The sequence below is a fragment of the Nodularia harveyana UHCC-0300 genome (assembly GCF_034931085.1).
Taxonomy (GTDB): domain Bacteria; phylum Cyanobacteriota; class Cyanobacteriia; order Cyanobacteriales; family Nostocaceae; genus Nodularia; species Nodularia harveyana.
Map to the genome: position 1 here is coordinate 39,701 of NZ_JAYGHG010000011.1, position 22,816 is coordinate 62,516.

The 22,816-nt window shown below is 41.4% G+C and carries 15 protein-coding genes; 9 read left to right on the top strand and 6 right to left on the bottom strand.

Going from position 1 to position 22,816, the window contains the following annotated elements; translation table 11 throughout:
• Positions 1–97: 97 nt before the first annotated feature.
• Both VB620_RS09350 and VB620_RS09355 read right to left on the bottom strand, forming a co-directional pair.
• Positions 98–1,540, bottom strand: coding sequence for a serine/threonine-protein kinase (locus VB620_RS09350; protein ID WP_323195878.1), 1,443 nt, complete (start codon positions 1,538–1,540; stop codon positions 98–100).
• Positions 1,541–1,764: 224 nt separating this feature from the next.
• Positions 1,765–2,778, bottom strand: coding sequence for a LysR family transcriptional regulator (locus tag VB620_RS09355; RefSeq protein ID WP_323195879.1), 1,014 nt, complete (start codon positions 2,776–2,778; stop codon positions 1,765–1,767).
• A 267-nt stretch (positions 2,779–3,045) separates the two neighbouring features.
• On the opposite strand from VB620_RS09355, the gene VB620_RS09360 reads away from it, so the two are divergent.
• The 4 genes from VB620_RS09360 (at position 3,046) to VB620_RS09375 (ending at position 8,595) form a co-directional block, all read left to right on the top strand.
• The gene (locus VB620_RS09360) at positions 3,046–3,759 is read left to right on the top strand and encodes an NnrU family protein (RefSeq protein WP_323195880.1); all 714 of its coding nucleotides are present in this window, start codon (positions 3,046–3,048) and stop codon (positions 3,757–3,759) included.
• Between the two features lie 402 nt (positions 3,760–4,161).
• Complete coding sequence (locus VB620_RS09365; protein WP_323195881.1) at positions 4,162–4,548, top strand: thioredoxin family protein; 387 nt, start codon at positions 4,162–4,164, stop codon at positions 4,546–4,548.
• A gap of 203 nt (positions 4,549–4,751) precedes the next feature.
• A complete protein-coding gene (locus VB620_RS09370) occupies positions 4,752–6,797 on the top strand; it encodes an NAD(P)H-quinone oxidoreductase subunit 5 (RefSeq protein WP_323195882.1) in 2,046 nt (681 codons plus the stop codon).
• 223 nt (positions 6,798–7,020) lie between these two features.
• On the top strand, positions 7,021–8,595 hold the full coding sequence (locus tag VB620_RS09375) for an NAD(P)H-quinone oxidoreductase subunit 4 (RefSeq protein WP_323195883.1): 1,575 nt from the start codon (positions 7,021–7,023) through the stop codon (positions 8,593–8,595).
• A 179-nt stretch (positions 8,596–8,774) separates the two neighbouring features.
• Here the strand turns inward: VB620_RS09375 and VB620_RS09380 are convergent, their stop codons facing one another.
• Positions 8,775–12,140, bottom strand: a complete 3,366-nt coding sequence (locus VB620_RS09380) for a HEAT repeat domain-containing protein (protein WP_323195884.1) — start codon at positions 12,138–12,140, stop codon at positions 8,775–8,777.
• A gap of 170 nt (positions 12,141–12,310) precedes the next feature.
• On the opposite strand from VB620_RS09380, the gene VB620_RS09385 reads away from it, so the two are divergent.
• Positions 12,311–12,544, top strand: coding sequence for a hypothetical protein (locus VB620_RS09385; protein WP_323195885.1), 234 nt, complete (start codon positions 12,311–12,313; stop codon positions 12,542–12,544).
• A gap of 54 nt (positions 12,545–12,598) precedes the next feature.
• Here VB620_RS09385 and VB620_RS09390 read toward each other — a convergent pair whose 3' ends face one another.
• Complete coding sequence (locus VB620_RS09390) at positions 12,599–13,108, bottom strand: phosphate-starvation-inducible PsiE family protein (protein ID WP_323195886.1); 510 nt, start codon at positions 13,106–13,108, stop codon at positions 12,599–12,601.
• 90 nt (positions 13,109–13,198) lie between these two features.
• Positions 13,199–14,146: a tetratricopeptide repeat protein gene (locus VB620_RS09395; protein ID WP_407674190.1), complete on the bottom strand. Its 948-nt coding sequence runs from the start codon at positions 14,144–14,146 to the stop codon at positions 13,199–13,201.
• A gap of 213 nt (positions 14,147–14,359) precedes the next feature.
• Between VB620_RS09395 and VB620_RS09400 the strand changes: the two genes are divergently transcribed.
• The 3 genes from VB620_RS09400 to VB620_RS09410 all read left to right on the top strand — a co-directional run bounded on the left by VB620_RS09400 (position 14,360) and on the right by VB620_RS09410 (position 21,227).
• Positions 14,360–15,604, top strand: coding sequence for a hypothetical protein (locus tag VB620_RS09400; protein WP_323195888.1), 1,245 nt, complete (start codon positions 14,360–14,362; stop codon positions 15,602–15,604).
• Positions 15,605–16,512: 908 nt separating this feature from the next.
• Complete coding sequence (locus VB620_RS09405; protein ID WP_323195889.1) at positions 16,513–19,980, top strand: response regulator; 3,468 nt, start codon at positions 16,513–16,515, stop codon at positions 19,978–19,980.
• A gap of 29 nt (positions 19,981–20,009) precedes the next feature.
• Positions 20,010–21,227: a hypothetical protein gene (locus VB620_RS09410; RefSeq protein WP_323195890.1), complete on the top strand. Its 1,218-nt coding sequence runs from the start codon at positions 20,010–20,012 to the stop codon at positions 21,225–21,227.
• Between the two features lie 200 nt (positions 21,228–21,427).
• Here the strand turns inward: VB620_RS09410 and radC are convergent, their stop codons facing one another.
• Positions 21,428–22,159, bottom strand: a complete 732-nt coding sequence (gene radC, locus VB620_RS09415; RefSeq protein WP_323195891.1) for a RadC family protein — start codon at positions 22,157–22,159, stop codon at positions 21,428–21,430.
• Positions 22,160–22,337: 178 nt separating this feature from the next.
• Between radC and VB620_RS09420 the strand changes: the two genes are divergently transcribed.
• Positions 22,338–22,814, top strand: coding sequence for a hypothetical protein (locus VB620_RS09420; protein ID WP_323195892.1), 477 nt, complete (start codon positions 22,338–22,340; stop codon positions 22,812–22,814).
• Positions 22,815–22,816 lie beyond the last annotated feature (2 nt).

Below are 22,816 nucleotides of genomic sequence, written 5' to 3' on the forward strand. Positions count from 1 at the left end.
TGTAAACTATAGTGCTTCTCTGATGAAAGCAAAAAAATATTGGTGTTTATCTATTATTAGATATTGATTTATAGCAGATTTTTGTAATTTTATATCATTAAAGTATAAGAGATATGATTTTATAAATTAAGCGAAATATAGATGTGACTGAAATAGCTACTAACCCAGCAGCTACTGCTAGAAATATTATTATCTGAATGTCAATTTCAGCCTGTAAAAAGGGAATAAAAAAGATAATTGCAAAAGTGATGCTTGGAATAATTAATAAATCAAATTTTTCAATCCAGCGCCTAGTTTGGGCAAAAATTAGTATCCCTAAAATCACAGCAGCAGCTGATCCGGAAATTATAACTGATCCAAATAAACTGTAAATAGCGATCGCAATTAATGCCCCTTCAAATCCACTAAAAGCAGATCCACCTAATAATTCCCAAGTAGAAAAGGCTGGCTGTGATGATACTCGCTGAGGTTTTGGCTGAGGTTGAGGCTGAGGTTGAGGTTGAGGTTGAGGTTTTAGTTTTGACTGAGATTTAGGTTGAGACTGCGCTTGAGGCTGAGATTGATGCTGTGGTTGAGGCTGTGGTAAGACCGTGGGGGAAATTAATGGTTCAAACAGAGCAACTCGTACCTCATCAGCCGATTGAAACCGTTGACTTGCAGCAGCCAGAAGCATTTTATCTAAAACATCAGCCAACTTAGAACTGACCGTGACTTGATTCCGCCATTTCCATTGATTCGTATAAGCATCAAACAGCTGAGTTGCTTCCTCTCCTGTGAGCAAATTAAGAATAGTCACAGCCAAAGCGTATAAATCTGTAGATGGAAAGACTTGATTCCCAGACATTTGCTCAGGGGGGGCAAATCCCATAGAATAGATGCCGGTGGAAGAAACCGCGCCGCCGGAGGCAGCATTTGTTATCTGCTTAACAGCGCCAAAATCCAGTAAAAACAGTTTACCATCACGACGACGCATGATATTGGAAGGTTTAATATCTCTGTGAATGATATTTTTATTATGGACAAATTGTAAAACCTGGAGAATTTCTTGTAGTACCTCTAAAACTTGCTGTTCTGAAAATTTGCCTTGATCAAATAATTCTTCCTCCAGATTCTGACCATCAATATATTCTTGTACTAAGTAAAAAAACTGCTCTTTCTCCCCTGCTGTTATGGGAAAGAAGGCAAATAAATCAGGTATTTGATCGTGTTGGCTACCAATTTGGGCTAACACTTCCGCCTCGCGCTCAAACAGTTTTTGTGCTTGTTCCATTTGACTGGGGGACAAACTCCCCGTAGGTTGGAACTGCTTGACTACACATTTACGCATTCCGGGTATACGGCGATCGCGGGCTAAAAATGCCGTACCAAAGCCACCCTTTCCTAGCAACTTAGTTGGAACATATCGACCATCTAGTATTAGGGGCATACCACAACTAGTACAGTATTTTTGCTCTATGGTTTTCAGGGTTGTGACATCATCTAAATCTGTAAAATAGTTTTCTGGCCGAGAGCAGCTAGGACGAGTGCAGTAAACTTTCATTTTATGTATTAGTCAGAATAATTCGTAATTTATAATTCGTAATTCGTAATTGTTCTGCCATGAATAAATTGATTTACTCGCAATCAGGAAGAAATTTTATTTTGCCCACCAATAAATTAAGGATATTGTATCCGGAACTTATTAACTACGAATTACGAACTACGAATTAGTAATTATTTAGTCATTGGTCATGAGCTAATAAACACAAGACGAATGACTATATATTAGCGTGCTTCAGAGGAGTTAGTAGTAGCTGTATCCAGTGTATTTACTACTAACTTTTGTTGTGATAATTTTAACACATCTTCATTCCATTCTGGGGTAGCAAACTGAGGTAAAATTTCCTGACTAAAGGCTTCTGCCGCCTTAGAACGATAGCGATTAGGATTAAAAATCATCCACAGGGTACGCTTAACGACCACACCTTCAATCGGGGTACATCGTAGTACGCCCATTTGTAATTCCTTAGCGATGGCTGAAGTAGAGACAAAGGCAGCCCCCAAGCCTGACTGCACAGCATTTTTGATGGCTTCTATAGAATTGAGTTCCATCTCAAATTTAAACCGCCTGGTATCAATATCAGATCGTGTTAACACCTGATCAATCACTTTGCGGATAGTTGATTGGGAGTCCAGACCAATGAATTGTAGTTTGTATAGGTCTTCTTTTTGAATTTTGTCTAGTTTGGCAAAAGGATGGAATATGGGTAAAATCAGGGCTAATTCATCCTCGGCGTAGGGTACAACTTCCAATGATTCTGCGAGTTCTGTAGGAATTTCACCACCGATAATCGCCAGATCAATTTGCCCATTAGCAACACTCCAAGCAGTGCGGCGGGTGGAGTGGACGTGTAATTGCACTGCCACATCGGGGTATTTTTGCCGAAACATCCCAATCATTTTCGGTAACAGGTAAGTGCCAGTGGTTTGAGAAGCCCCGACAATTAGAGTCCCGCCTTGGAGATTTTGTAGATCTTCGATGGCGCGGCAGGTTTCCTGACATAGACTCAGGATTTTTTCACCGTAGCTTAAGAGCAAATGTCCAGCTTCGGTTAATTGGGCGCGACGACCCCCACGGTCGAATAAAGGTACATCCAGCTGTCGTTCTAAATTTTGGACTTGTAAACTCACAGCTGGTTGGGAGACGTAAAGACTATCAGCAGCACGTTTGAAACTCCCTTCGGCGGCGATCGCCTTGAGGATACGTAACTGATCTAAAGTAAAAGGAAGGTCAGACATAAGGCTCAACCCACAAATTTTGAAAGGAGCAGCTTGGGTAACAAATCAATCCGCTATGCGGAGTCATGAGTCGTGAGTGAACCACACCCAGTCAGGGCAGATATACAGCCCAAATAACTAATGACGAATGAGTTACATATTCAACTTGGAGGCTTGACTCGAAAAAGACAGTAACACAACATCTTGATCAAAGTCTCCTGGTGAAAACTTTATGGTATTGGTTGTACCGAGTTAAATTTTTGTTCAATAACTTCACTTATGTATACTATGCTGAATTCTTGGCTTACCCCCAGTCATTTTGTCATGTTGGGGTTGCAATTAGCTTTTGCGATCGCCCACAGTGGAGGAGCCGCCCTACGTCCCTGGGCAGAAAAACACATAGGAGCAAGGCTTTATCGCATTTGCTTTGCATTAGTTAGTTTACCTTTAGCCGTAATCTTAATTATTTACTTTTTCAATCATCGTTATGATGGTTTGCAACTGTGGCTAGTACAGGGAGTGCCGGGAGTCAGGGAAGTAGTTTGGGTATTATCAGCGATTTCCTTTATATTTTTGTATCCTGCTACCTTCAATTTACTAGAAATTGCCGCCATTCAAAAGCCTCAAGTTTACCTGTTTGAGACAGGAATTATTCGTATTACTCGCCATCCTCAGATGGTAGGACAAATAATTTGGTGTTTAGCCCATACCCTCTGGATAGGAACTAGCTTTACTTTGGTTACTTCCGTGGGCTTAATATTACATCATTTATTTGGAGTTTGGCATGGCGATCGCCGTTTAGCAGCCCGCTATGGTGAAGCCTTTGAAATGGTGAAACAGAGAACATCAATTATTCCTTTCCAAGCAATTATTGACGGTCGTCAATCTATCAAATGGCAGGAATTTCTTCGCCCTGCTTACTTAGGAGTGGCAGTTTTTGTAGGTCTGCTGTCTTGGGCGCACCCCCTGTTACTTGTAGCAACTAGTAGGATACAATGGTAGTTTGAGACGATCCCCACTATGAAAAGAAAATATCAGTGGGTAGAAATTTCTGCTTTTCAACTGCTGCCAAATCAATGTAGTATGAGTTGAAATAGCTGTCAGTGGGAGTGCGCTCAGTCAGTTTGATATTTTATCTTCCTTAGTTTGTTACCAGTCAAATGCTTCAACCGGGGAAGTGATAACACAGTAATCTAATTTCCTTTAAGACAGCAGCAATCAAGAGTTGAAAAGCTGAAATAGCACCAGCATAAATCCCCCTGGTTTTTGATGACAGTGAAAATCAACACTGGAATTGTTGCATAATTATGGTTTATCGAAAACTGATGTAGTCAATGACTGGCATACCATTTCCCAATACTGATAGCTACTTTAATATAAAAACCTTATAAATCTAGAGGCATCATGGCGTTGTCGGTTAGTGAGCGGACATTTACACAAGAAGTTTTACAATCTCCCATTCCTGTTTTAGTTAATTTTGAAGCACCCTGGTGTGGTTTGTGTCGCCTGATTCACCCTCTGTTGTTTCAATTTCAGGCTCAATGTAGTGAGCAAATTAAGTTAGTAGGAGTGAATGCTGATGATAATTTCAAATTGGCTAATACTTACCGACTAAAGTCACTGCCAACTTTATTATTGGTGGAAAATGGCATAGTTCGGCATCGCCTAGAAGGTTTCCGGGGCAAAGAAGATTTACGTTTGGCTTTAGAAGAAATTAAACTTACTTACAACAATCGTTCTCAAACATACAGTAATTTGAGAGCAGTAGAGCAGGAATGCCGGTCAGCATAAATTGGGTTGGCGGGACTAGTTACTGGTGATTAGTAAGACCATTACACAGTTCCCATTCCCTTGTAACTAGTTCCTAAAATATAAAACCATGCTTAATTACCCCGCCCCATAAGCTTTGGGTGGGGTATTTTATCCTCAAGGGTGTGTGTCACAATTATTAAAAGTTCAGCCTTAGTCAAGAATTCTAAAAGTAAGCATCAGTGATGGAAGTAATTTATGAGTATGCCTGGCTGATTCCAGTATTTCCGCTTTTAGGAGCATTACTGGTTGGTCTAGGGTTAATTTCTTTAAATCAGGTGACAAACCGCCTCCGACAACTTAATGCTGTGGTGATCATCTCCCTGATGGGAACAGCTATGAGTTTCTCGTTGGCCTTGCTGTGGAGTCAAATTCAAGGCCACGCGCCTTATCTCCGCACCCTAGAATGGGCAGCAGCAGGTAATTTTCACCTGAGCATGGGCTACACTATCGACCACTTAACAGCCCTGATGCTGGTGATTGTCACCACGGTAGCCTTATTAGTCATGATCTACACAGATGGCTATATGGCTCATGACCCAGGATATGTCAGGTTTTACGCCTATCTCAGTTTATTTGGTTCCTCAATGCTGGGTCTGGTGCTTAGTCCCAACCTGGTGCAGATTTACATCTTCTGGGAACTAGTGGGGATGTGTTCTTACTTGCTGGTCGGCTTTTGGTACGATCGCAAAGCCGCAGCAGATGCTTGCCAAAAGGCATTTGTAACTAACCGCGTGGGTGACTTTGGGCTGCTATTGGGTATCCTGGGCTTGTTCTGGGCTACCGGCAGCTTTGATTTCGGAATCATGGGCGATCGCCTAGCGCAACTAGTAGAAACAGGTTCTATCAGCAACTTTCTCGCCATCGTCTTGGCTATTTTGGTGTTCTTAGGACCAGTGGCGAAATCCGCTCAATTTCCTCTCCACGTCTGGCTACCAGATGCGATGGAAGGCCCTACCCCCATTTCTGCGCTGATTCACGCCGCCACAATGGTAGCCGCCGGGGTATTCTTAATTGCCCGGATGTACCCAGTATTTGAACACGTACCAGCCGCCATGAACGTCATTGCCTTCACCGGGGCATTTACGGCGTTTTTAGGGGCGAGTATTGCCATGACCCAAAATGACATCAAAAAGGGTCTAGCTTACTCCACCATCTCCCAATTAGGCTACATGGTGATGGCGATGGGCTTAGGCTCATACAGTGCGGGATTGTTCCACCTAATGACCCATGCCTACTTTAAGGCCATGTTGTTCTTAGGTTCCGGTTCCGTAATTCACGGTATGGAAGGCGTTGTTGGTCATGACCCAGCTTTAGCGCAGGATATGCGCTTAATGGGAGGAATGCGAAAGTATATGCCAGTTACCGGGATTACCTTCTTGATTGGTTGCTTGGCAATTTCTGGTGTGCCACCTTTTGCCGGTTTTTGGTCAAAAGATGAAATTCTGGGCAACGCTTTTGAGATTAACCCCCTACTATGGTTGATTGGCTGGTTAACCGCCGGGATTACCGCTTTCTATATGTTCAGAATGTACTTCATGACATTTGAAGGCAAATTCCGGGGTACTGACGAAAAAATCAAGACTCAACTCAAAACAGCCGCAGCAGTGCCTAACTTTGGCCCTGGGGCGATGAAACAAGGTGAATTAGCAGCAAATGACCACGGACACCACAGTGATACTCCCCATGAATCACCGTGGACTATGACTTTGCCTTTGGCATTGTTGGCTATACCTTCAATTTTGATTGGTTTGGTGGGAACACCTTATGCTAATTACTTCGAGGAGTTTATTTTTCCCCCCAGCGAAACCCTCTCCGAAGTTTTAGAAAAAGCTGCTGAGTTCAACTCCACGGAATTTTACGTCATGGCGGGGGCTTCAGTGGGTATCTCTTTAATTGGGATTACCTTTGCTTCCTTGATGTATTTGCGGCGTAAAATTGATCCAGCTGCGATCGCCTCTCAAATCAAACCACTTTACGAACTATCCCTCAACAAGTGGTATTTCGATGACATTTACCATCGTGTCTTTGTCCTGGGTTTACGTCGTCTCGCCAGACAAGTCATGGAAGTTGACTTCCGCGTTGTCGATGGTGCTGTTAACCTTACAGGCTTTTTCACCCTTGTCAGTGGTGAAGGTTTGAAATACTTAGAAAACGGTCGCGCTCAATTCTATGCCTTAATTATCTTTGGGGCTGTTTTGGGCTTAGTGATTGTCTTCGGTGTCACCTAACTTCAGAACAGAGGCGAATATTCACCTCTAGCAACTTAGCGGTCAATGATGAACCACGAAGTTACCTCCTGTAAAGATGAAGGCAGGGTTTACCTCTACTCACCTTCATCTTTCTTTGTTTTTATTAAATCAACCTAACAAGGCAGACGAATTACCGAAAAAACTGTTAGTTAATAACTAGTGACTTTTTGCCAAACATGACTCTGATTGCAGACTAATTGCGATGAATACAGCTAATTTCCCGTGGCTGACAATAATTATTTTGTTACCTGTAGCCGCGTCTCTACTGATTCCCATCATCCCAGATAAAGAAGGCAAAACAGTGCGCTGGTATTCCCTGATTGTGGGGCTAATAGATTTTGCACTCATTGTTTACGCTTTTTCTACTGGTTACGATTTCTCGAATCCAGATTTGCAGATGGTGGAGAGTTACCCCTGGGTTCCTCAACTCGATTTGAATTGGTCAGTAGGGGCCGATGGCTTGTCCATGCCTCTGATTATTTTGACTGGGTTTATTTCCACCCTGGCGATTTTAGCCGCTTGGCCAGTGACCTTTAAGCCCAAGCTATTTTATTTCTTGATTCTGGCGATGTATGGCGGCCAAATTGCCGTGTTCGCCGTTCAGGATATGCTGTTATTTTTCTTGGTGTGGGAACTGGAACTTGTACCCATATACTTTCTGCTGTCGATTTGGGGAGGCAAAAAGCGACAATATGCAGCGACTAAATTTATTTTATACACCGCCGGTGGGTCGTTGTTTATTTTGCTGTCTGCCCTGACAATGGGATTTTATGGCGATACGGTGACCTTCGATATGCGCGCCCTCGCCTTGAAAGATTTCGCCCTCAATTTTCAGTTAGCATTATATGCTGGCTTCCTGATTGCCTATGCGGTCAAATTACCAATCATTCCCCTGCATACGTGGCTACCAGATGCCCACGGTGAGGCTACAGCCCCAGTGCATATGTTGTTAGCCGGGATTCTCTTGAAAATGGGCGGTTACGCCTTAATTCGCATGAATGCCCAAATGCTACCCGATGCCCATGCTTATTTTGCCCCTGTGTTAGTGGTTTTGGGGGTTGTGAATATCATCTACGCCGCCCTGACATCCTTCGCCCAGCGCAACCTGAAACGGAAAATTGCCTACTCTTCAATTTCTCACATGGGCTTTGTTCTCATTGGTATTGCTTCCTTCACCGATTTAGGATTGAGTGGGGCAGTTTTACAAATGGTTTCTCACGGGTTGATTGGGGCGAGTTTATTCTTCCTTGTGGGCGCGACCTATGACCGGACACACACCCTGATGTTGGATGAAATGGGTGGTGTTGGGAAGAGGATGAAAAAGATTTTCGCTCTGTTCACCACTTGTTCTATGGCTTCTTTAGCATTGCCAGGAATGAGCGGTTTCGTTGCAGAATTAATGATCTTTGTCGGCTTTGCCACCAGCGATGCTTATAGCTCCACTTTTAAAGTTATCGTGGTGTTCTTGATGGCTGTGGGAGTAATTTTAACTCCGATTTATTTGCTGTCGATGTTACGCGAAATTTTCTACGGGGAAGAAAACGAAGAATTAGTTTCTCACCAAGCTTTGATTGATGCTGAACCCCGTGAAGTGTTTATTGTTGTTTGTTTGTTAATACCAATTATTGGTATTGGGTTTTATCCCAAGTTACTAACTCAGATGTATGACGCGACAACTGTGCAGTTAACAGCAAGGTTGCGTAATTCTGTGCCGACTTTAGCCCAGCAAAAAGAAGTGCCTCAGATTTCTTTGAAAGCGCCGGAACTTGTTCGTTAATTAACCTAGTTTAAATTAATGTTTCTTTGGGAGTGGGTTTTTTAACCCGCTCTTTTTTTTGTGACTTAACATCTTTCACCTAGCCCTGTAACCCTTAGAAATCGCGGCTATACATAAGATAAAATCAAGGCTTTGAAGCTGTTACCTGCTACAAGTACAACTTTTTGATTTTTGATTTTTTACTTCCGCTTTGCGGCGCGATGCCAAGCTTTATAAAAGGCTGGATAAGTCATGGTTTGGGTGCAGTGCCAGATAACTTTGTAAGCCTCTTTTGATAAGTGATTTTTCAAAGTGGTGACAACTGCTGCCATATTCTCCGATTCTGTTAACAACTTTTGTAAAGTTAATGCTGCTTGGTAACGGGTAAATTCAGATTGAGAATTACGAATTAACTCCACAAATACATTGATAATAGTGGGATTATATGGAGCTATTTCCACTAAACTTTTTGCTGCTTGCCTGCGGGTTTCTTCAGATTTAGAATTTTCGATTAACTCTACTAATACATTGATAGCAGTGGGATTATGTGGAGCTATTTTCCCTAAACTATCTGCCGCTTGCCTGCGGGTTTCTTCAGATTTAGAATTTCCGATTAACTCCACTAATACATTGATAGCAGTGGGATTATGTGGAGCTATTTTCCCTAAACTATCCGCCAGTTGCCAACGTGTATATTCATCTTTAAAAACATGAATTAAATCCTCTAATGCTGTGATAGCAGTGGGATTACCTGGATCTATTTTCCCTAGACTATTTGCTACTTGCCAACGGGTATATTCAGAGTTAGAATTCCCAATAAACTCTTCTAATGTAGTGATAGTAGTGGGATTATTTGAAGCTATTTCCCCTAAAATAGATGACGCGATTATACGGGTTTCTTCAGATTTAGAATCACGAATTAATTCCTCTAATGCAGTAATAGCAGTGGAATTATATGGAGCTATTTTCTCTAAACTCTCTGCTGTTACCCCACGGATTTCTTCATCTTGAGAATCACGAATTAGCTCCACTAATACAGTGATAGCAATGCAATTATCTCGATCTATTTTCCCTAAAACAGATGACGTGATCATACGGATATGTTCATCTTTAGAATTACGAATTAATTCCACTAATGCAGTGATAGCAGTATCATTATTGGGATCTATTTTCTCTAAACTCTCTGCCGCACGCCAATGGGTATATACATCTTGAGAATCACGAATTAACGACAGTAATGCAGTGATAGCAGTATCATTATTGGGAGCTATTTTGACTAAACTGTCTGCCGCTTGTATCCGGGTAAATTCATTTTGAGAATCACGAGTTAATTCCTCTAATGCAGTGATTGCAGTGGGATTACTCGGAGCTATTTTTTCTAAACTCCAGACCCCTTGAATCAGTGTAATTTCATTTTGAGAAGAACGAATTAAATCAACTAATGTAGTAATAGCATTGAAATTATTTGGCGCTATTTCTCCTAACCTCTCCGCCGCTTGCCTACGGGTATCTTCATCTTGAGAATCACAAATTAACTCTTCTAATACAGTGATAGCACTAGGATTTTCTGGAGCTATTTTCGCTAAAATATCTACCCCTTTCAAACTAGTAAATTTATTTTGAGAATCACGAACTAACTCCACTAAAGCAGTGGTCGCTTGTTTGTGATTTGTTTCTAGCAATACAGCCATAGCATTATGTGTTTGAATATTGGAATAATCAAATACCCATGTGACGATTTGCTGCACAATTGCATCTGCAAAACTACAATCTTTAAACTCGGCAATTCCGGCTGCGGCTAGAAAGTAGGCACGGTATTCATAAAATCCTTTCCAGTCAGGAATTTGACTCTGACTTTTACAGCCATCCTCAAATGCTACCAACGCCTGAATAAATTCTTCCTTCTGCTCTTTTTTTATATCCTCTCGTCCCAACCACAGCAAAATTACCTCTTTCCACTGTGGTTCAAATATGCGATAGGTTCCTTGTTCTGGGTTTTCAGGAACGTGATTGAGAAAATCGTGCCAATCGTCAACAGCTAAGGCTGCAAAATATTCCTCAAAGGTGGCATGGTAGAAAGCATAAACTTTTTCTTGGCTAGAAGATTCAGCCGCAATTCCTACATGATTTAGCCAGCCAAGTTTTAATGCTTTGGAAAACAGTGAAGTTTCATCATCTGGATATCCCAATTCCTCAATGATAAAACTTTCCCGCAACCGGAAGCGTGAACTCCCTTCGTTGATATCCCGCAGGGCTAAACGTCTTAAAGCTTGGTTTAACTCTAGTTGTTCTTGTTTGGTGGTGGGGAAACGGTTTGGTTTCCAAATGTAAAACTTCTGTACATACTGATAATACAGTCCCGCCTTGGTCTGTGGTAAATTCCCCTCTTCATTGTGCCAGATATTACATAACAGCGTTAACCGCAGGGGAGTTTGCACCAAATCCCGCAAGCGCAACTGTTCAGCTGACTCTAATTTTGTTTTTAACCGTTCTCCTTTTTCAATATCTTTCACAAACCATTTATTAATAAACTTATGTACTTCTTGGGGATAGTCAAAGTCCAGTAGGCGATAGGTTTCAAAGGTTTCTAGGGCATTACGATCTGCTTGCCAAACATTCAGCCGAGAAGTTAACACTACCCGCGATGAACGCCCTACCCATCCAGTTAACTGATGAGAAATTTCTTCTAATGCCTGGTGAGATGCTGAACCTGCTGATATTTCATCCACCCCATCCAACAGCAGCCACACTCGCCCTTGCTGAATTTGGTTTGTCAAGTCATCCTGTATTTCTTGAGTTAGTTCTGTGGGCGGAATTGCTTTCTGAAGCCAACTCTCATATATATAGGTTTGAATTTCTGTAAAATTACCGTTTCGCGCCAAGTCTGCTAGAGAAATCCAGATTGGTAAGCCTAAATTTTGCTCTAATACCCAAAAAGCGATGGTTTGCAGTAGAGTTGTTTTCCCTGCACCCGGTTCTCCAATTACTGCTATCTGCTGACCTTTGGTTTTACCTTCGCCCTGTTCTAGAATTTGACTGAAAAAAGCTTCATGTTCAAATCGCTGCTGGGTTTCATACTCCGGTTCATAAAGACGTGTTCCCGCATCTGGGGAAAAGTCTTCTTTGTCGCGTTTCTCTGTTTTCTTCCTTTCCACCAGTGCTAGGGGAACATAAATCTGCTGTCTTTCTTTTTTGGCAGATTCATCTTGCATAAAGGCGTTGCTGGTTATCCGGCGCTGCGGTTCCAGCATTGTGTTACATACTTCGCGCCAGTTGATGAGAGTCGCTGTAGTTTCAGGTGGCGGAGTCGTGGGTATTTCATCTATTAAGTCTGTTAGTTCTAAATCTAAGGCTTTGGCGATACTAATTGCAGAGTCATAATCAACATTTTCTTGACCGCCAAAAAAGCGTTTAACAGTTTTTTCTGCTACTTTTGCACATCCCGCAATGTCCAAATAAGTGAAACGCTTACCATCATAATCACGTTTCGCTGCTTTAGCAGTTTTTAGTTTTTCTTTTCCTTTTGCATTGACTCGAACACTATCACGGTTCCGTGTTTCTCCCATCTGTAATGTATTTTCGCTGATCAGGATATTTCTATTTTAGGCAGATTGGTTAATTTTTGAGGGTCAGAAAAGGACATTTAATCTCTGTCCCTGTCCTGTCCTTAAATGTCCAGCGCTGCACTTATCACTCACAGTAACTTGGTCTCATCAAGCAAAACGGTGTGATAGCAATGACAAACATTAACCAAAAGAACGCGACCCCCGAAACAAGAATTGAAGTGGAGGAACTGAATATGAAGCCCCAGGAAGCTACATCATTAGTTGGGTCTGTTGAAATGCCATATCAAATTGATGTTACACCTGTGTTGCGCGAACAGCCTAATAGTCCCTTTGCGATCGCCCTTAGTATTGCTGTTGTTCTCGGTGCGATCGCCACCCTACTGAAAACGATAAAATCTCAGTGAATATCTGGGTGAGGGAATATTTTCTCAGTCGATGCACCCTCATGGTGGAAAATCCTAGCATCCATGCTCATTTCGCCTTTCCAGACCCCCTTGATCAGTAATAGGGCAAAATTTGGTGTTAGCACTCATGCAATCCATGTGGGGTGTTTTGGCACATACCAGTAGCAGAGAACCCAAAACAAGTAATAAACCACAAATTGCGGCTGTTTGAATCCAAGAAATCTCCAACGCGCCGTGAACTACAACTTCCCGCAGTAGAGATACAATTGTCACTTCAACTGCGACTCCCACGGAAATACTATGTTCTTGCAAGTAAACCATGAGTAGTCGAAATAACTCCACCAAAATCAACACAAATAGTATTTTTGCCGTCACCTGTTGATATTCTACTGACTGGATAATGGCTATAAATATGCCCCACAACTGAATCAGCATCACAGCGAACAAACCTAAACATAAGACGATCACAATTAAGTCTTGGAAAGCTTCCATGTTGCGAACAATTGTGTGTCTATCTAGCCAGCGATCGCAAAATAAAAATCGACTCTTGAAGCGCTTATACATTTACTTTTCCATTCTCATCTGGTCAACTTCAGACCACACCAGCGAATCCACTAACTAATTTAATTTTATGTAATTTTCAGTGATTACGCCTCAGCGAGGTTGGTAATTTAAATTTGGTAATTCTTGCAACAATTGTGTGGCATTATTAGCCCATTGGGGATTACCTTGAGCATTATATAAATCTCTGGCATATTGTAATACTTGTACCGCTTCTGCATATTGCTTTTGTTCTCTAAAAACTAATCCCGCACCATAATAAGCATGGGCATAATTAGGGTTAGCTTCGGCGGCTTTTCTAAAAGCTGTTAACGCTTCTTTGAGTTTACCTTGATTCAGCCAAATTGTGCCGAGATTATAGTGAGCTTCGGGATATTTAGGATTAATTCTGATGGATTGGTGGAAAGAATCTCTAGCTTGATTTATTTTACCTTGCTGAAGATAAGATATTCCCAGATGGTAATGAGGTTCCGGGGCATTTTTACTATATTCTATTGCTTTTTTAAAAGATGCGATCGCACTATCCCAATCTCGTTGCTGCTGTCGCACTAAACCCAAGTTATAGTGAGCAAAACCTAGCCTGGGGTCGAGTTCTAAAGCTCTTTCTAAATAATCACTGGCTTGCTGCAAATTATTTCCTTCTAATAAAGCTCCCCCTAAATTCGCAAAGGCTGGCGCAAAATTGGGATCTGCTTGTGTGGCTTGGTAGAAAGCATCAGCCGCAGGTTTTAATTGTCCGGTTTGGCGCAGTGCTAAACCTAAGTTATAATGGGCTGCTGCTAAATTTGGGTCTAGCTGAATTGCTTGCTGAAAAGCGGCGATCGCATCTTCAAATCTTCCCGCCTGAATAGCCTGTAAACCTTGATTTAACAAATTTGTGGATATTGGTAAACTATATTGCGCCACTAAGGGATTCGAGTAACTGGGTGATGGAAAAAACAGACTTTCACCGACTATAACTAAACTAACTATGGAAAATATATGATATTTCAACACTGTTTTTCTCCTTTGGGTTGATTCCTCACACAAGGATAAAAGCATTTCTCCCTATTTGTGCGAACTTTTTTTTAGAAGTCACGTCATCTATAAAATAATGCGAAAGTTACCTGCTTTTCATCTCTTTTGATTGAATATGCAGTGCCATACTTTTATAAGTATTTTATCAGATAGAAAGATAGTATTTTCACCATAGTTTTCATTTTCAACCCATTTTCGCATTATATACATTCAGTTATCATCTATTGAAAACCTAATATGTTCAGTAAAATTCGCGCCCTCTGGAATCAATTCTTCAGAAAATCTCGAAAAATCAATAATGAACCATTAAACAAAGCCAGTTTATTTGTGATTATTGTGATTGATATTTTTATATTAATCAATGTTTTCACAGGATTAGTTGATATTAGTAGATGGCATATTAGTCCACAACAGGCTTATCCATGTTATACCCAATGGGATAATTATAGAAAACAAACTACTACTAATAAAGACTATGAAATTATCCAGAATTCATTGTTTATATTTGATCCTTATCGCAGTCGGCAAGAATCTTACACACAAGTAGAAGATAGACAATTGGGTAAAGTTTCAGAAACTTGCTTGCAGTATGCTAAATATCAAGACCAGATTAACATTCCCGAAAATAATCAAATCTTAGAAAATATTCAGCAGAAAGAAACACAGGTTACTCAGTTTCAACAAAAAAATCAGAGCATTCGATCTGAATATGACTCTACACTTTTAGAAAAAATTGCTGGTCAGTCTCCAGACCAATCAATTAATGTAGTTGGTGCAGAAAAAGCTAAACAAGAGTTAGCACAAAATAACCAAAAAATTTCTACTCTGAAACAGGAAATTACTAATTTAAAAAATCAATTAGTCACCACACCGGAAAGTATTAATTTTTTAAGTTTTTTGCAAGAAGAGAGTAACTTTAATCCCTTAGCTGCAAATTATCAAACAGCTTTATTTTGGTATCCTAGTATTCAATTAGCTTTTCAGTGTCTGTTTCTCCTCCCCCTGATTGTTGTCGCTTTATTAGTTCATAATTTTGCTCAACGTCGAGAATATGGACTTATTTCGCTGATTAGCTGGCATTTATTGGTAATCTTTTTTATACCACTGCTCCTGAAAATCTGTGAATTTCTGCAATTCGGAATATTGTTTTCATTCCTTGTGGATATTGTCAGCAAAATTCTGGGTGGTTTGCTGTTCCTGATTAGTTACGTTTATATTTTGTTGATTCCAGTTGTTGGGTTTGGAATTATTCAGCTTTTCCAGAAAGTGATTTTGAATACTAAAGCTCAAGCAGTGAGGAGAGTTCAAAATTCACGCTGTACTCACTGTGCTAAAAAAATTCGCCAACATGATACATACTGTCCCCACTGTGGTTCTTATCAATATGTTGAATGTCCCAGCTGTCATCTGCTGACTTACAAGTATTTATCTTACTGTCATCATTGTGGCACTAGCCAAGATTCTACTCATAATCATGCCTAACTGGGCGATCGCCAGAATTACGGTTAGTTACTCAAGGGATACTTCCTCAAGCGTTGGAGCCACTTTGCTACCGTTATATCCCTGATTCCGAACCCAGGGGGTTGACGCATCAAGTATCCTCAATAAAAAATATTAAATAGTGTAAGGTAATTTACATGAGAAGATAGTGGAAGCTAAATTACTGACTATCAACGTTTAATCACTAACGTTGTATCATTTAACCGACTACAAAATGATCGTTTTTAGTAGGATGCTGAATACATACTTAAGCTTTATTGTCAAGCATATTACTGGTAGGTGCGAATTTGTCCTGAGTGAGCATTTTGCCAAGAAATATCAGGAAAATACAGAGCAGAGGAAGATTTTTTCTCCCAGAGCCTCCCATCCAGGATCAATTAGATATGGTAAGTGCTAACCCCAATCAAGTAAAAATTAATATATACTTGTGAGAAATTATATGTGTCATAGTCTACTTAGCCCATAAATGCTAATTGGTGCTGACATGAGTAGCTGACCATGCCAGATATAAATAAAGTTAACCTGCAATTGTTATTGCAAGTGCTAGAACGGGAAGACTTATAAATATGTGACTACATCTGGTTTCCATAACCAGTTATGAGCGCTATATCGACTATTAAACAGTTCCTCAAGGAGATATAAAAACATTTGGTAAAGCAAAATTAACTCTCTCGTACTACAAATGACTCTATAGAATTGCAAGATATGAGAGCAATTGGTAATCTGTACAAGATATAGAGGACAAGATCAAAAAATATTCTATGACTCAGCACTCATGTAACCAGCTAGATAGCCTAATTTGTCAAAATGCTCTGCTATTTAAATCTAAAACTTTCCCACTTGATTAAATTATTCTTTATCCGACTGCCGTTGCTGCAGGAAAGCAGTGCATGAAATCTCCAATAAACAGTAAGCCTAAAATTTTGGTTGTTGACGATGAACCCGACAACCTTGACTTGCTTTACCGCACCTTTTACCGCGATTATCAGGTGCTGCGAGCAATCTCTGGGCCTGCGGCACTGGAACTGTTAGCGCAAGAAGGAGAGGTGTCAGTAATCATCTCTGACCAGCGAATGCCGATTATGAGCGGTACAGAGTTCTTGAGCGTGACAGCAACTCAATATCCAGACACGATTCGCATTATTTTAACTGGTTACACTGATGTGGAAGACCTAGTGGAAGCAATCAATGCTGGTAAGGTCTTTAAATATGTCACTAAGCCCTGGGAATCAGAAAAACTTAAAGCCGTAGTCCGACAGGCCTTAGATACTCACAACGTCCTCAAAGCCCGTACTCATGAGCTGACACGCACCCTGCGTCAGGAGTCACTACTAAACACAGTGACCAATACTATCCGCAGCGCTCTGGACTATCGACAAATTCTACATACAATTGTCGATACAGTGGGACATATGTTGGAAGTGGATGTTTGTCTGTTACGTCCGTTCCAAGATGGACAGTTGATGGATGAAGGGTTCATTTACGAGAAAGTGGCTTCCCCTTCGACTTCTTCAGTTTTGGCTGATACTGTTTGGGAGACTCGTGAAGTTCAAATAATTTATGATGTAGCAAATGATGAGCGGATTCAGGGAGAGGAAACTGAATTATCTCAACGAGCAGCAGCTTTTGCTAGGGCTAACATCTGTTCGAGTTTAGTTGTACCCCTGATTTGTCAGCAGGAATTAATGGCAGTGCTGGCAGTACACCAGTGTTCTAAATCCCGGTTTTGGGAAAATGATGAAGTAAAACTAGTGTCGATGGTTGTCGATCAAGCAGCTTTAGCTTTGTCTCAAGCCTATGCCTATGAGCAGGTACGCGCCCTTGCTAAGAGAGAAACTTTAATTAATACTATAACCACAGCGATTCGCTCTAGTTTAGACCCAGAAGATATATTTGCAGCTATTACTCAACAATTAGGACAAGCCTTAGAAGTGAATGGCTGTGTGCTGTCTTTATGGGGAGAGAATAATGAGTTAGTCTATTCTGTGGGTTTATATGACAGTTCGGAAAATTCGGAAAACTCGTCATCGATCTCGAATACTGATATTCTTGTTGACCAGGAATCACCAGCAGCACAAGCACTGATTCAAAATATTCCCATTCTGCAAGAAATTTTGCGGACACAGCAACCAGTGGTAATCACTGATATGAGTGATTATGATTCAGATATTCAGGGTATTGATTTACCGGGAAAAATGCCAGCGCGATCGCTCATGGTTGTTCCCCTATTAGCTGATGATAAATGTATTGGTAGTATTACCTTGCGAGAAGGTGATAAAGTACGTCAGTGGTTACCATCAGAAATTGAATTAGCTCAAGCCGTAGCAGTTCAAGCGGCGATCGCAGTGCAGCAGTCGCGCTTGTATCAGACAACTCGTGAGCAAGCCGAGCGCTTGTTACAGCTAGACAAACAAAAAACTGAATTTTTCCAAAATATCTCCCATGAGTTTCGGACTCCCATCACCTTAATTCAAGGGCCTTTAGAATCTGCGGTGAATGCAGGTGAAGGATTATCTCATAAACAAAGTACGATCGCTCTACGTAACTCCCGCCGCCTATTACGACTGGTAAACCAACTACTAGACTTGCAACGCTTAGATGCAGGTAGAATGCAGCCTAGTTTCCGACCCTGTAATTTAGTCGAATTCGTTAGTCAAATTGTGGAATCATTCCGCCCCTACTGCGAAAAGAAACGACTACATCTAGTTACCGAAATGAGTGAATGTCCTGAAGTCTACTTGGACATGGAAAAATTCGACAAAGTGGTTTATAACCTCTTGTCCAATGCCATGAAGTTCACTCCTGAAAATGGCACAATCACCGTCATCTTACAATCTGATCAGAAACAGTGCAAATTGCAAGTCAAAGATACAGGAATTGGCATTTTTCCCGAACAAATTCCCCAACTCTTTCAGCGCTTTCGCCAAGCAGAAGGCTCAGAAAACCGTTCTTATGAAGGGAGTGGTTTGGGTTTAGCTTTAGTCAAAGAATTAGTAGAAATGCACGGCGGTAAGGTGAAAGTAGACTCAACTTATGGACAAGGTACAACCTTTACTTTATCCCTACTTACAGGCAATTCTCACCTACCCACAGGGCAAGTTATAGAAACCCCAACGGAATTAAACAGAAGCCGCGCTAGTGTGGAATTAGCTGATTTAGAACTAGTAGAACTATCCACAGATAATATTGAAAATATTACAGAAAACTTATTATCCGATGCTAATACACATGATTTAGAACTTGCTGGCACAGAGAATATTAATAATGGTTCTACTCAGCACCATATTTTAGTTGTAGATGATAATCCCGATTTACGAACCTATGTATCGGATATTCTCCGCCGCAATGGTTATCAAGTACAAACCGCTCGTAACGGTTATGAAGGATTTAGCAAAACTCAACAAACTTCACCTAGCTTGATCATTACTGATTTAATGATGCCTATGGTGACAGGGTTAGAAATGATCGGCATGATCCGGAATGAGGAGAATGTCAAAGGCATACCAATCATTTTACTCACAGCGAAAGTAGATGAAGAAACCCGCATTGAAAGTACAGAACATGGTGCGGATGCTTATTTAGCAAAACCATTTAATGACCGGGAACTGCTCGCAGAAGTTAAAAATCTCTTAGCATTAAAAGCCAATGAACGTCGGGTTTTAGAGCTAAATACTTATCTCACCGAATCGGTACTAAAACGGTTTTTACCGGCTGTGTTGGTGAAAAAAGCCGCAGCAGGAACTTTAACCCTTGATTTGCGACCAGAACCGCGTTTGATCACAGTTTTATTTAGTGACATAGTTGGTTTCACTCAGCTAGCAAATACCCTCAGATCCCGGAGAGTTGCAGAGTTGCTCAATGAATATTTAGAAAGCATGACCAAAGTTGTGTTTGAGAATGGCGGCACTGTGGATAAGTTTATGGGAGATGCTATTTTAGCCTTATACGGAGCGCCGGAAGAACTCACCCCCAATGAGCAAGTACGCCGGGCTATCAGTACCGCCAGAGCGATGCAATCTTCACTAGCTAAGTTAAACCAGCACTGGCATGAGCAGGGTATATTTGAAAATCATGGCTATGGCGGCGTACAGTTTCGCTGTGGTATCCATCAAGGAACGGCTGTTGTGGGGATGTTTGGTAGCGCTGAACGTGCAGACTATACAGCTATTGGTCCGAGTGTAAATATTGCTGCTAGGTTACAGGCTGCGGCTGTTCCTGGTACTATTTTGGTTTCTGCTGCTGTGGCAGATTATTTACAAGATGATGAAATTACTAAGGGTAGTCCGTTACAACTGAAAGGTATTGATGAAACAGTTCTTACCTTTGCTGTCAGACCAGAAATCATGGCTAATCGCTAAGATAGGAAGTGGATTTGGCAGGATTAGTAATGAGCAAAATTGACGAATCATTATCGGTTACGGACAACAAGCTAATTCCAGCCCATGAACGAAGAAGGGACACAGATACACCGGGTTTATGGATAGCGATCGCCATAGGTTCATTTTCCTTGCATTTACTGGTTTTCTGGTTTATGCGCTCATCTAACGTCTTTAAACCCTGGTTTCCACAGCAAAGCCAAACATTTGTCCCCATTGAATTTATAGAAATTTCTCCCGCAGCAGAATTACCAGCTAAATCTAACTTAGAAGCGGAAACAGTCTCACCGAAATCACCCATATCTCCTCAAGATTCTGTATCAGATGCACCCATTACACCAAGTAATCAGCAGACTGCGGCGATAAATTCTGATGCTAGTCTTCTGACTGAAAGCACAAGAAAAGCTTCTCAACCCAATACACAACCTTTTCCTCAAAAGACAGTTTCGACACCGACACCAACACCGACCCCAACCCCAACACCAACCCCAACCCCAACCCCAACCCCAACACCAACAATTCCAGTGGGTGATCTCCCTTGGAATAGTCGTGAAGAAGTTGTATTAGGAGAAGGACAGCCACTACCCACAGGTATTCCATCAGAATCACCAAAAGTTGCAGAAACTGAACAAGATGAAACTGCAAATGTCCCAGATGAGGAAACAACACCCACTGGGGAAACTGCAAATATCTCAGATGAGGAAACAACACCCACTGGGGAAACTGCAAATATCTCAGATGAGGAAACAGCACCCACTGGGGAAACTGCTAATATCCCAGAGGAGGAAACAGCACCCACTGGGGAAACTGCTAATACTCCAGCCGAATCAGGTGTCAAAGTGACATTTACTGCAATCAATAAAACTGAAATAGATAAATTAGTTCAAGAGGGTAGATTAAGTCCTGATGGTATACCCGATGTTATAGCTGAACGCATAAATAAGGGAAGTAACACTAAAAATATTGCCTCAACTGGTGATTCTCTACTTGAGCCTGCACAGTTTTTGGCTAGCTTAATTATTGATAATAATGGCAACTTTCAACAAGCTGTAGTTTTAGAAATAGCACCAGCGACACTACAAAGTAAAAAAAGTTTGTATGAGCAAATTGTCAACGAGATATTCATCAATGATAGGTTTTTGCCGGGAGAAAATAACGATGGTACAAAACCAGAGTTGAGTAATTTTTTTATACGTATTTCAATTCAGCCTCTGAGCAGCCAGAAATAGATGCAATGATTTTATAGCAACCGCCAAGGAGGTTAGGACAGAAACAGATAATGAAACCCTCACAATTAAAGAGTTTCGAGCCTGTTCCCGGACACTGAGCGGCTTGTACTGAGCGAAGTCGAAGTAAGCCGAAGTGCTGTTCCCTGTTCCCTGCTATATATTGGAGAAGATAGAGAGAACTTAGTCCTCTCTACAGACTTTTAATCATCTTGGGGATATTCATCCCATAAAGTTGTAATTTCACGTAAACTTTGGTGATTACCATTGCCCAAAATTAAGTGATCTAGTAGGGGAATGCTTAAAAGCTGCGCTCCGGATAATAGTTGACGGGTTAATTCTATGTCTTCTGGGCTGGGTTCTGTGTTACCTGAAGGATGATTGTGAGCAATAATTGCCCTAGTTGCACCTTGACGAATGATCTCTCTAAAAATGTCACGGGGAGAGGCTAAGGTTTCTGTGGCTGTACCGATGGTAATTACTTTGGTTCCCAATAACTTGTTTTTGACATCTAATAGCAACACTGCAAAACGTTCTTGTGTTTGCCACATCAGGTCTTGACTGAGTGCAGCCGCAGCTACTATGGGGTTATCAATGGGTGTACTATCTGAGGGGCGAAATTGAAAGGTTCGTTTACCCAATTCAATGGCTGCTAATATGGTTGTGGCTTTTGCTGGCCCAATACCAGGAATTTGCATTAATTCTGCTGGGGTGACTTCTCGCAAAACAGCTAAGGGGTCACGTTGGTGTTTACTCAGTTCTTGTAGTATATACTGCCCTAGGCCTACGGCTGAGAGTTTTCCCGGTCCTTGACCAGTGCCTAACAGAATTGCTATTAATTCGGCTGTGGCTAAAATTTTGGGGCCGTGGGTAATTAAACGCTCACGCGGACGCTCATCTGTGGGGATATCGGCAATTCTGAGACAGTAAGTCATAGAATAACTAACATAATGGTCACTTATATCGCACTATCTTTAGTTATCCCTTGTTTACTCTGTAAGTCATCCCTAAATGCAACAATCTTTAATTTTTCGCAGTTTGCGGATGGATGCGATCGCCTAGCCAGATTATACTGAAACTGAGTATATTTCGAGTATATAAAAGAGTATTATTATGATGGATAATATTGAGAAAAACACTGATCTAACCCAACAGTGGCTAGGGGAAATTCAGGGACTCAAGGAACAAATAGCAGAACAAAAACGCGATCGTGATGCCGCTTGGGAAACCGCACAAAAATGGCGTAAACTTTATAACACTGAAGCCGAACAACGCCGCACAGATACAAATTTGGCTCAACAGGCGATCGCCTCTTTGAAAGCAGAGATACATAAACTCAAGGGACTAGACCCCGGTATCCTGGCAGATCAGGAAGCCAGCACCGTTGTAGAAGCGGAAATTCAACAAATCGAATCTTTAGCAGAATTACGCAGCCAACTGATCACAATTATGAAGGAACGCGATCGCCTCCTGCAAGCCTTAAAAACCGAGCAAGAAAACCACGCCCAAACCCGTAAAAGCCTGACCACCGCTTTAGGTGATGCTATTGATGGCTTAACCAGAGAACGCGATGGTACGACTAGCAAGTAGAA

Bases quoted from the DNA above. Each gene is read 5' to 3' on its own strand.
- VB620_RS09350 (WP_323195878.1), bottom strand. From the start codon at position 1,540: ATGAAAGTTTACTGCACTCGTCCTAGCTGCTCTCGGCCAGAAAACTAT.
- VB620_RS09355 (WP_323195879.1), bottom strand. From the start codon at position 2,778: ATGTCTGACCTTCCTTTTACTTTAGATCAGTTACGTATCCTCAAGGCG.
- VB620_RS09360 (WP_323195880.1), top strand. From the start codon at position 3,046: ATGCTGAATTCTTGGCTTACCCCCAGTCATTTTGTCATGTTGGGGTTG.
- VB620_RS09365 (WP_323195881.1), top strand. From the start codon at position 4,162: ATGGCGTTGTCGGTTAGTGAGCGGACATTTACACAAGAAGTTTTACAA.
- VB620_RS09370 (WP_323195882.1), top strand. From the start codon at position 4,752: ATGGAAGTAATTTATGAGTATGCCTGGCTGATTCCAGTATTTCCGCTT.
- VB620_RS09375 (WP_323195883.1), top strand. From the start codon at position 7,021: ATGAATACAGCTAATTTCCCGTGGCTGACAATAATTATTTTGTTACCT.
- VB620_RS09380 (WP_323195884.1), bottom strand. From the start codon at position 12,140: ATGGGAGAAACACGGAACCGTGATAGTGTTCGAGTCAATGCAAAAGGA.
- VB620_RS09385 (WP_323195885.1), top strand. From the start codon at position 12,311: ATGACAAACATTAACCAAAAGAACGCGACCCCCGAAACAAGAATTGAA.
- VB620_RS09390 (WP_323195886.1), bottom strand. From the start codon at position 13,108: ATGTATAAGCGCTTCAAGAGTCGATTTTTATTTTGCGATCGCTGGCTA.
- VB620_RS09395 (WP_407674190.1), bottom strand. From the start codon at position 14,146: ATGCTTTTATCCTTGTGTGAGGAATCAACCCAAAGGAGAAAAACAGTG.
- VB620_RS09400 (WP_323195888.1), top strand. From the start codon at position 14,360: ATGTTCAGTAAAATTCGCGCCCTCTGGAATCAATTCTTCAGAAAATCT.
- VB620_RS09405 (WP_323195889.1), top strand. From the start codon at position 16,513: ATGAAATCTCCAATAAACAGTAAGCCTAAAATTTTGGTTGTTGACGAT.
- VB620_RS09410 (WP_323195890.1), top strand. From the start codon at position 20,010: ATGAGCAAAATTGACGAATCATTATCGGTTACGGACAACAAGCTAATT.
- radC (WP_323195891.1), bottom strand. From the start codon at position 22,159: ATGACTTACTGTCTCAGAATTGCCGATATCCCCACAGATGAGCGTCCG.
- VB620_RS09420 (WP_323195892.1), top strand. From the start codon at position 22,338: ATGATGGATAATATTGAGAAAAACACTGATCTAACCCAACAGTGGCTA.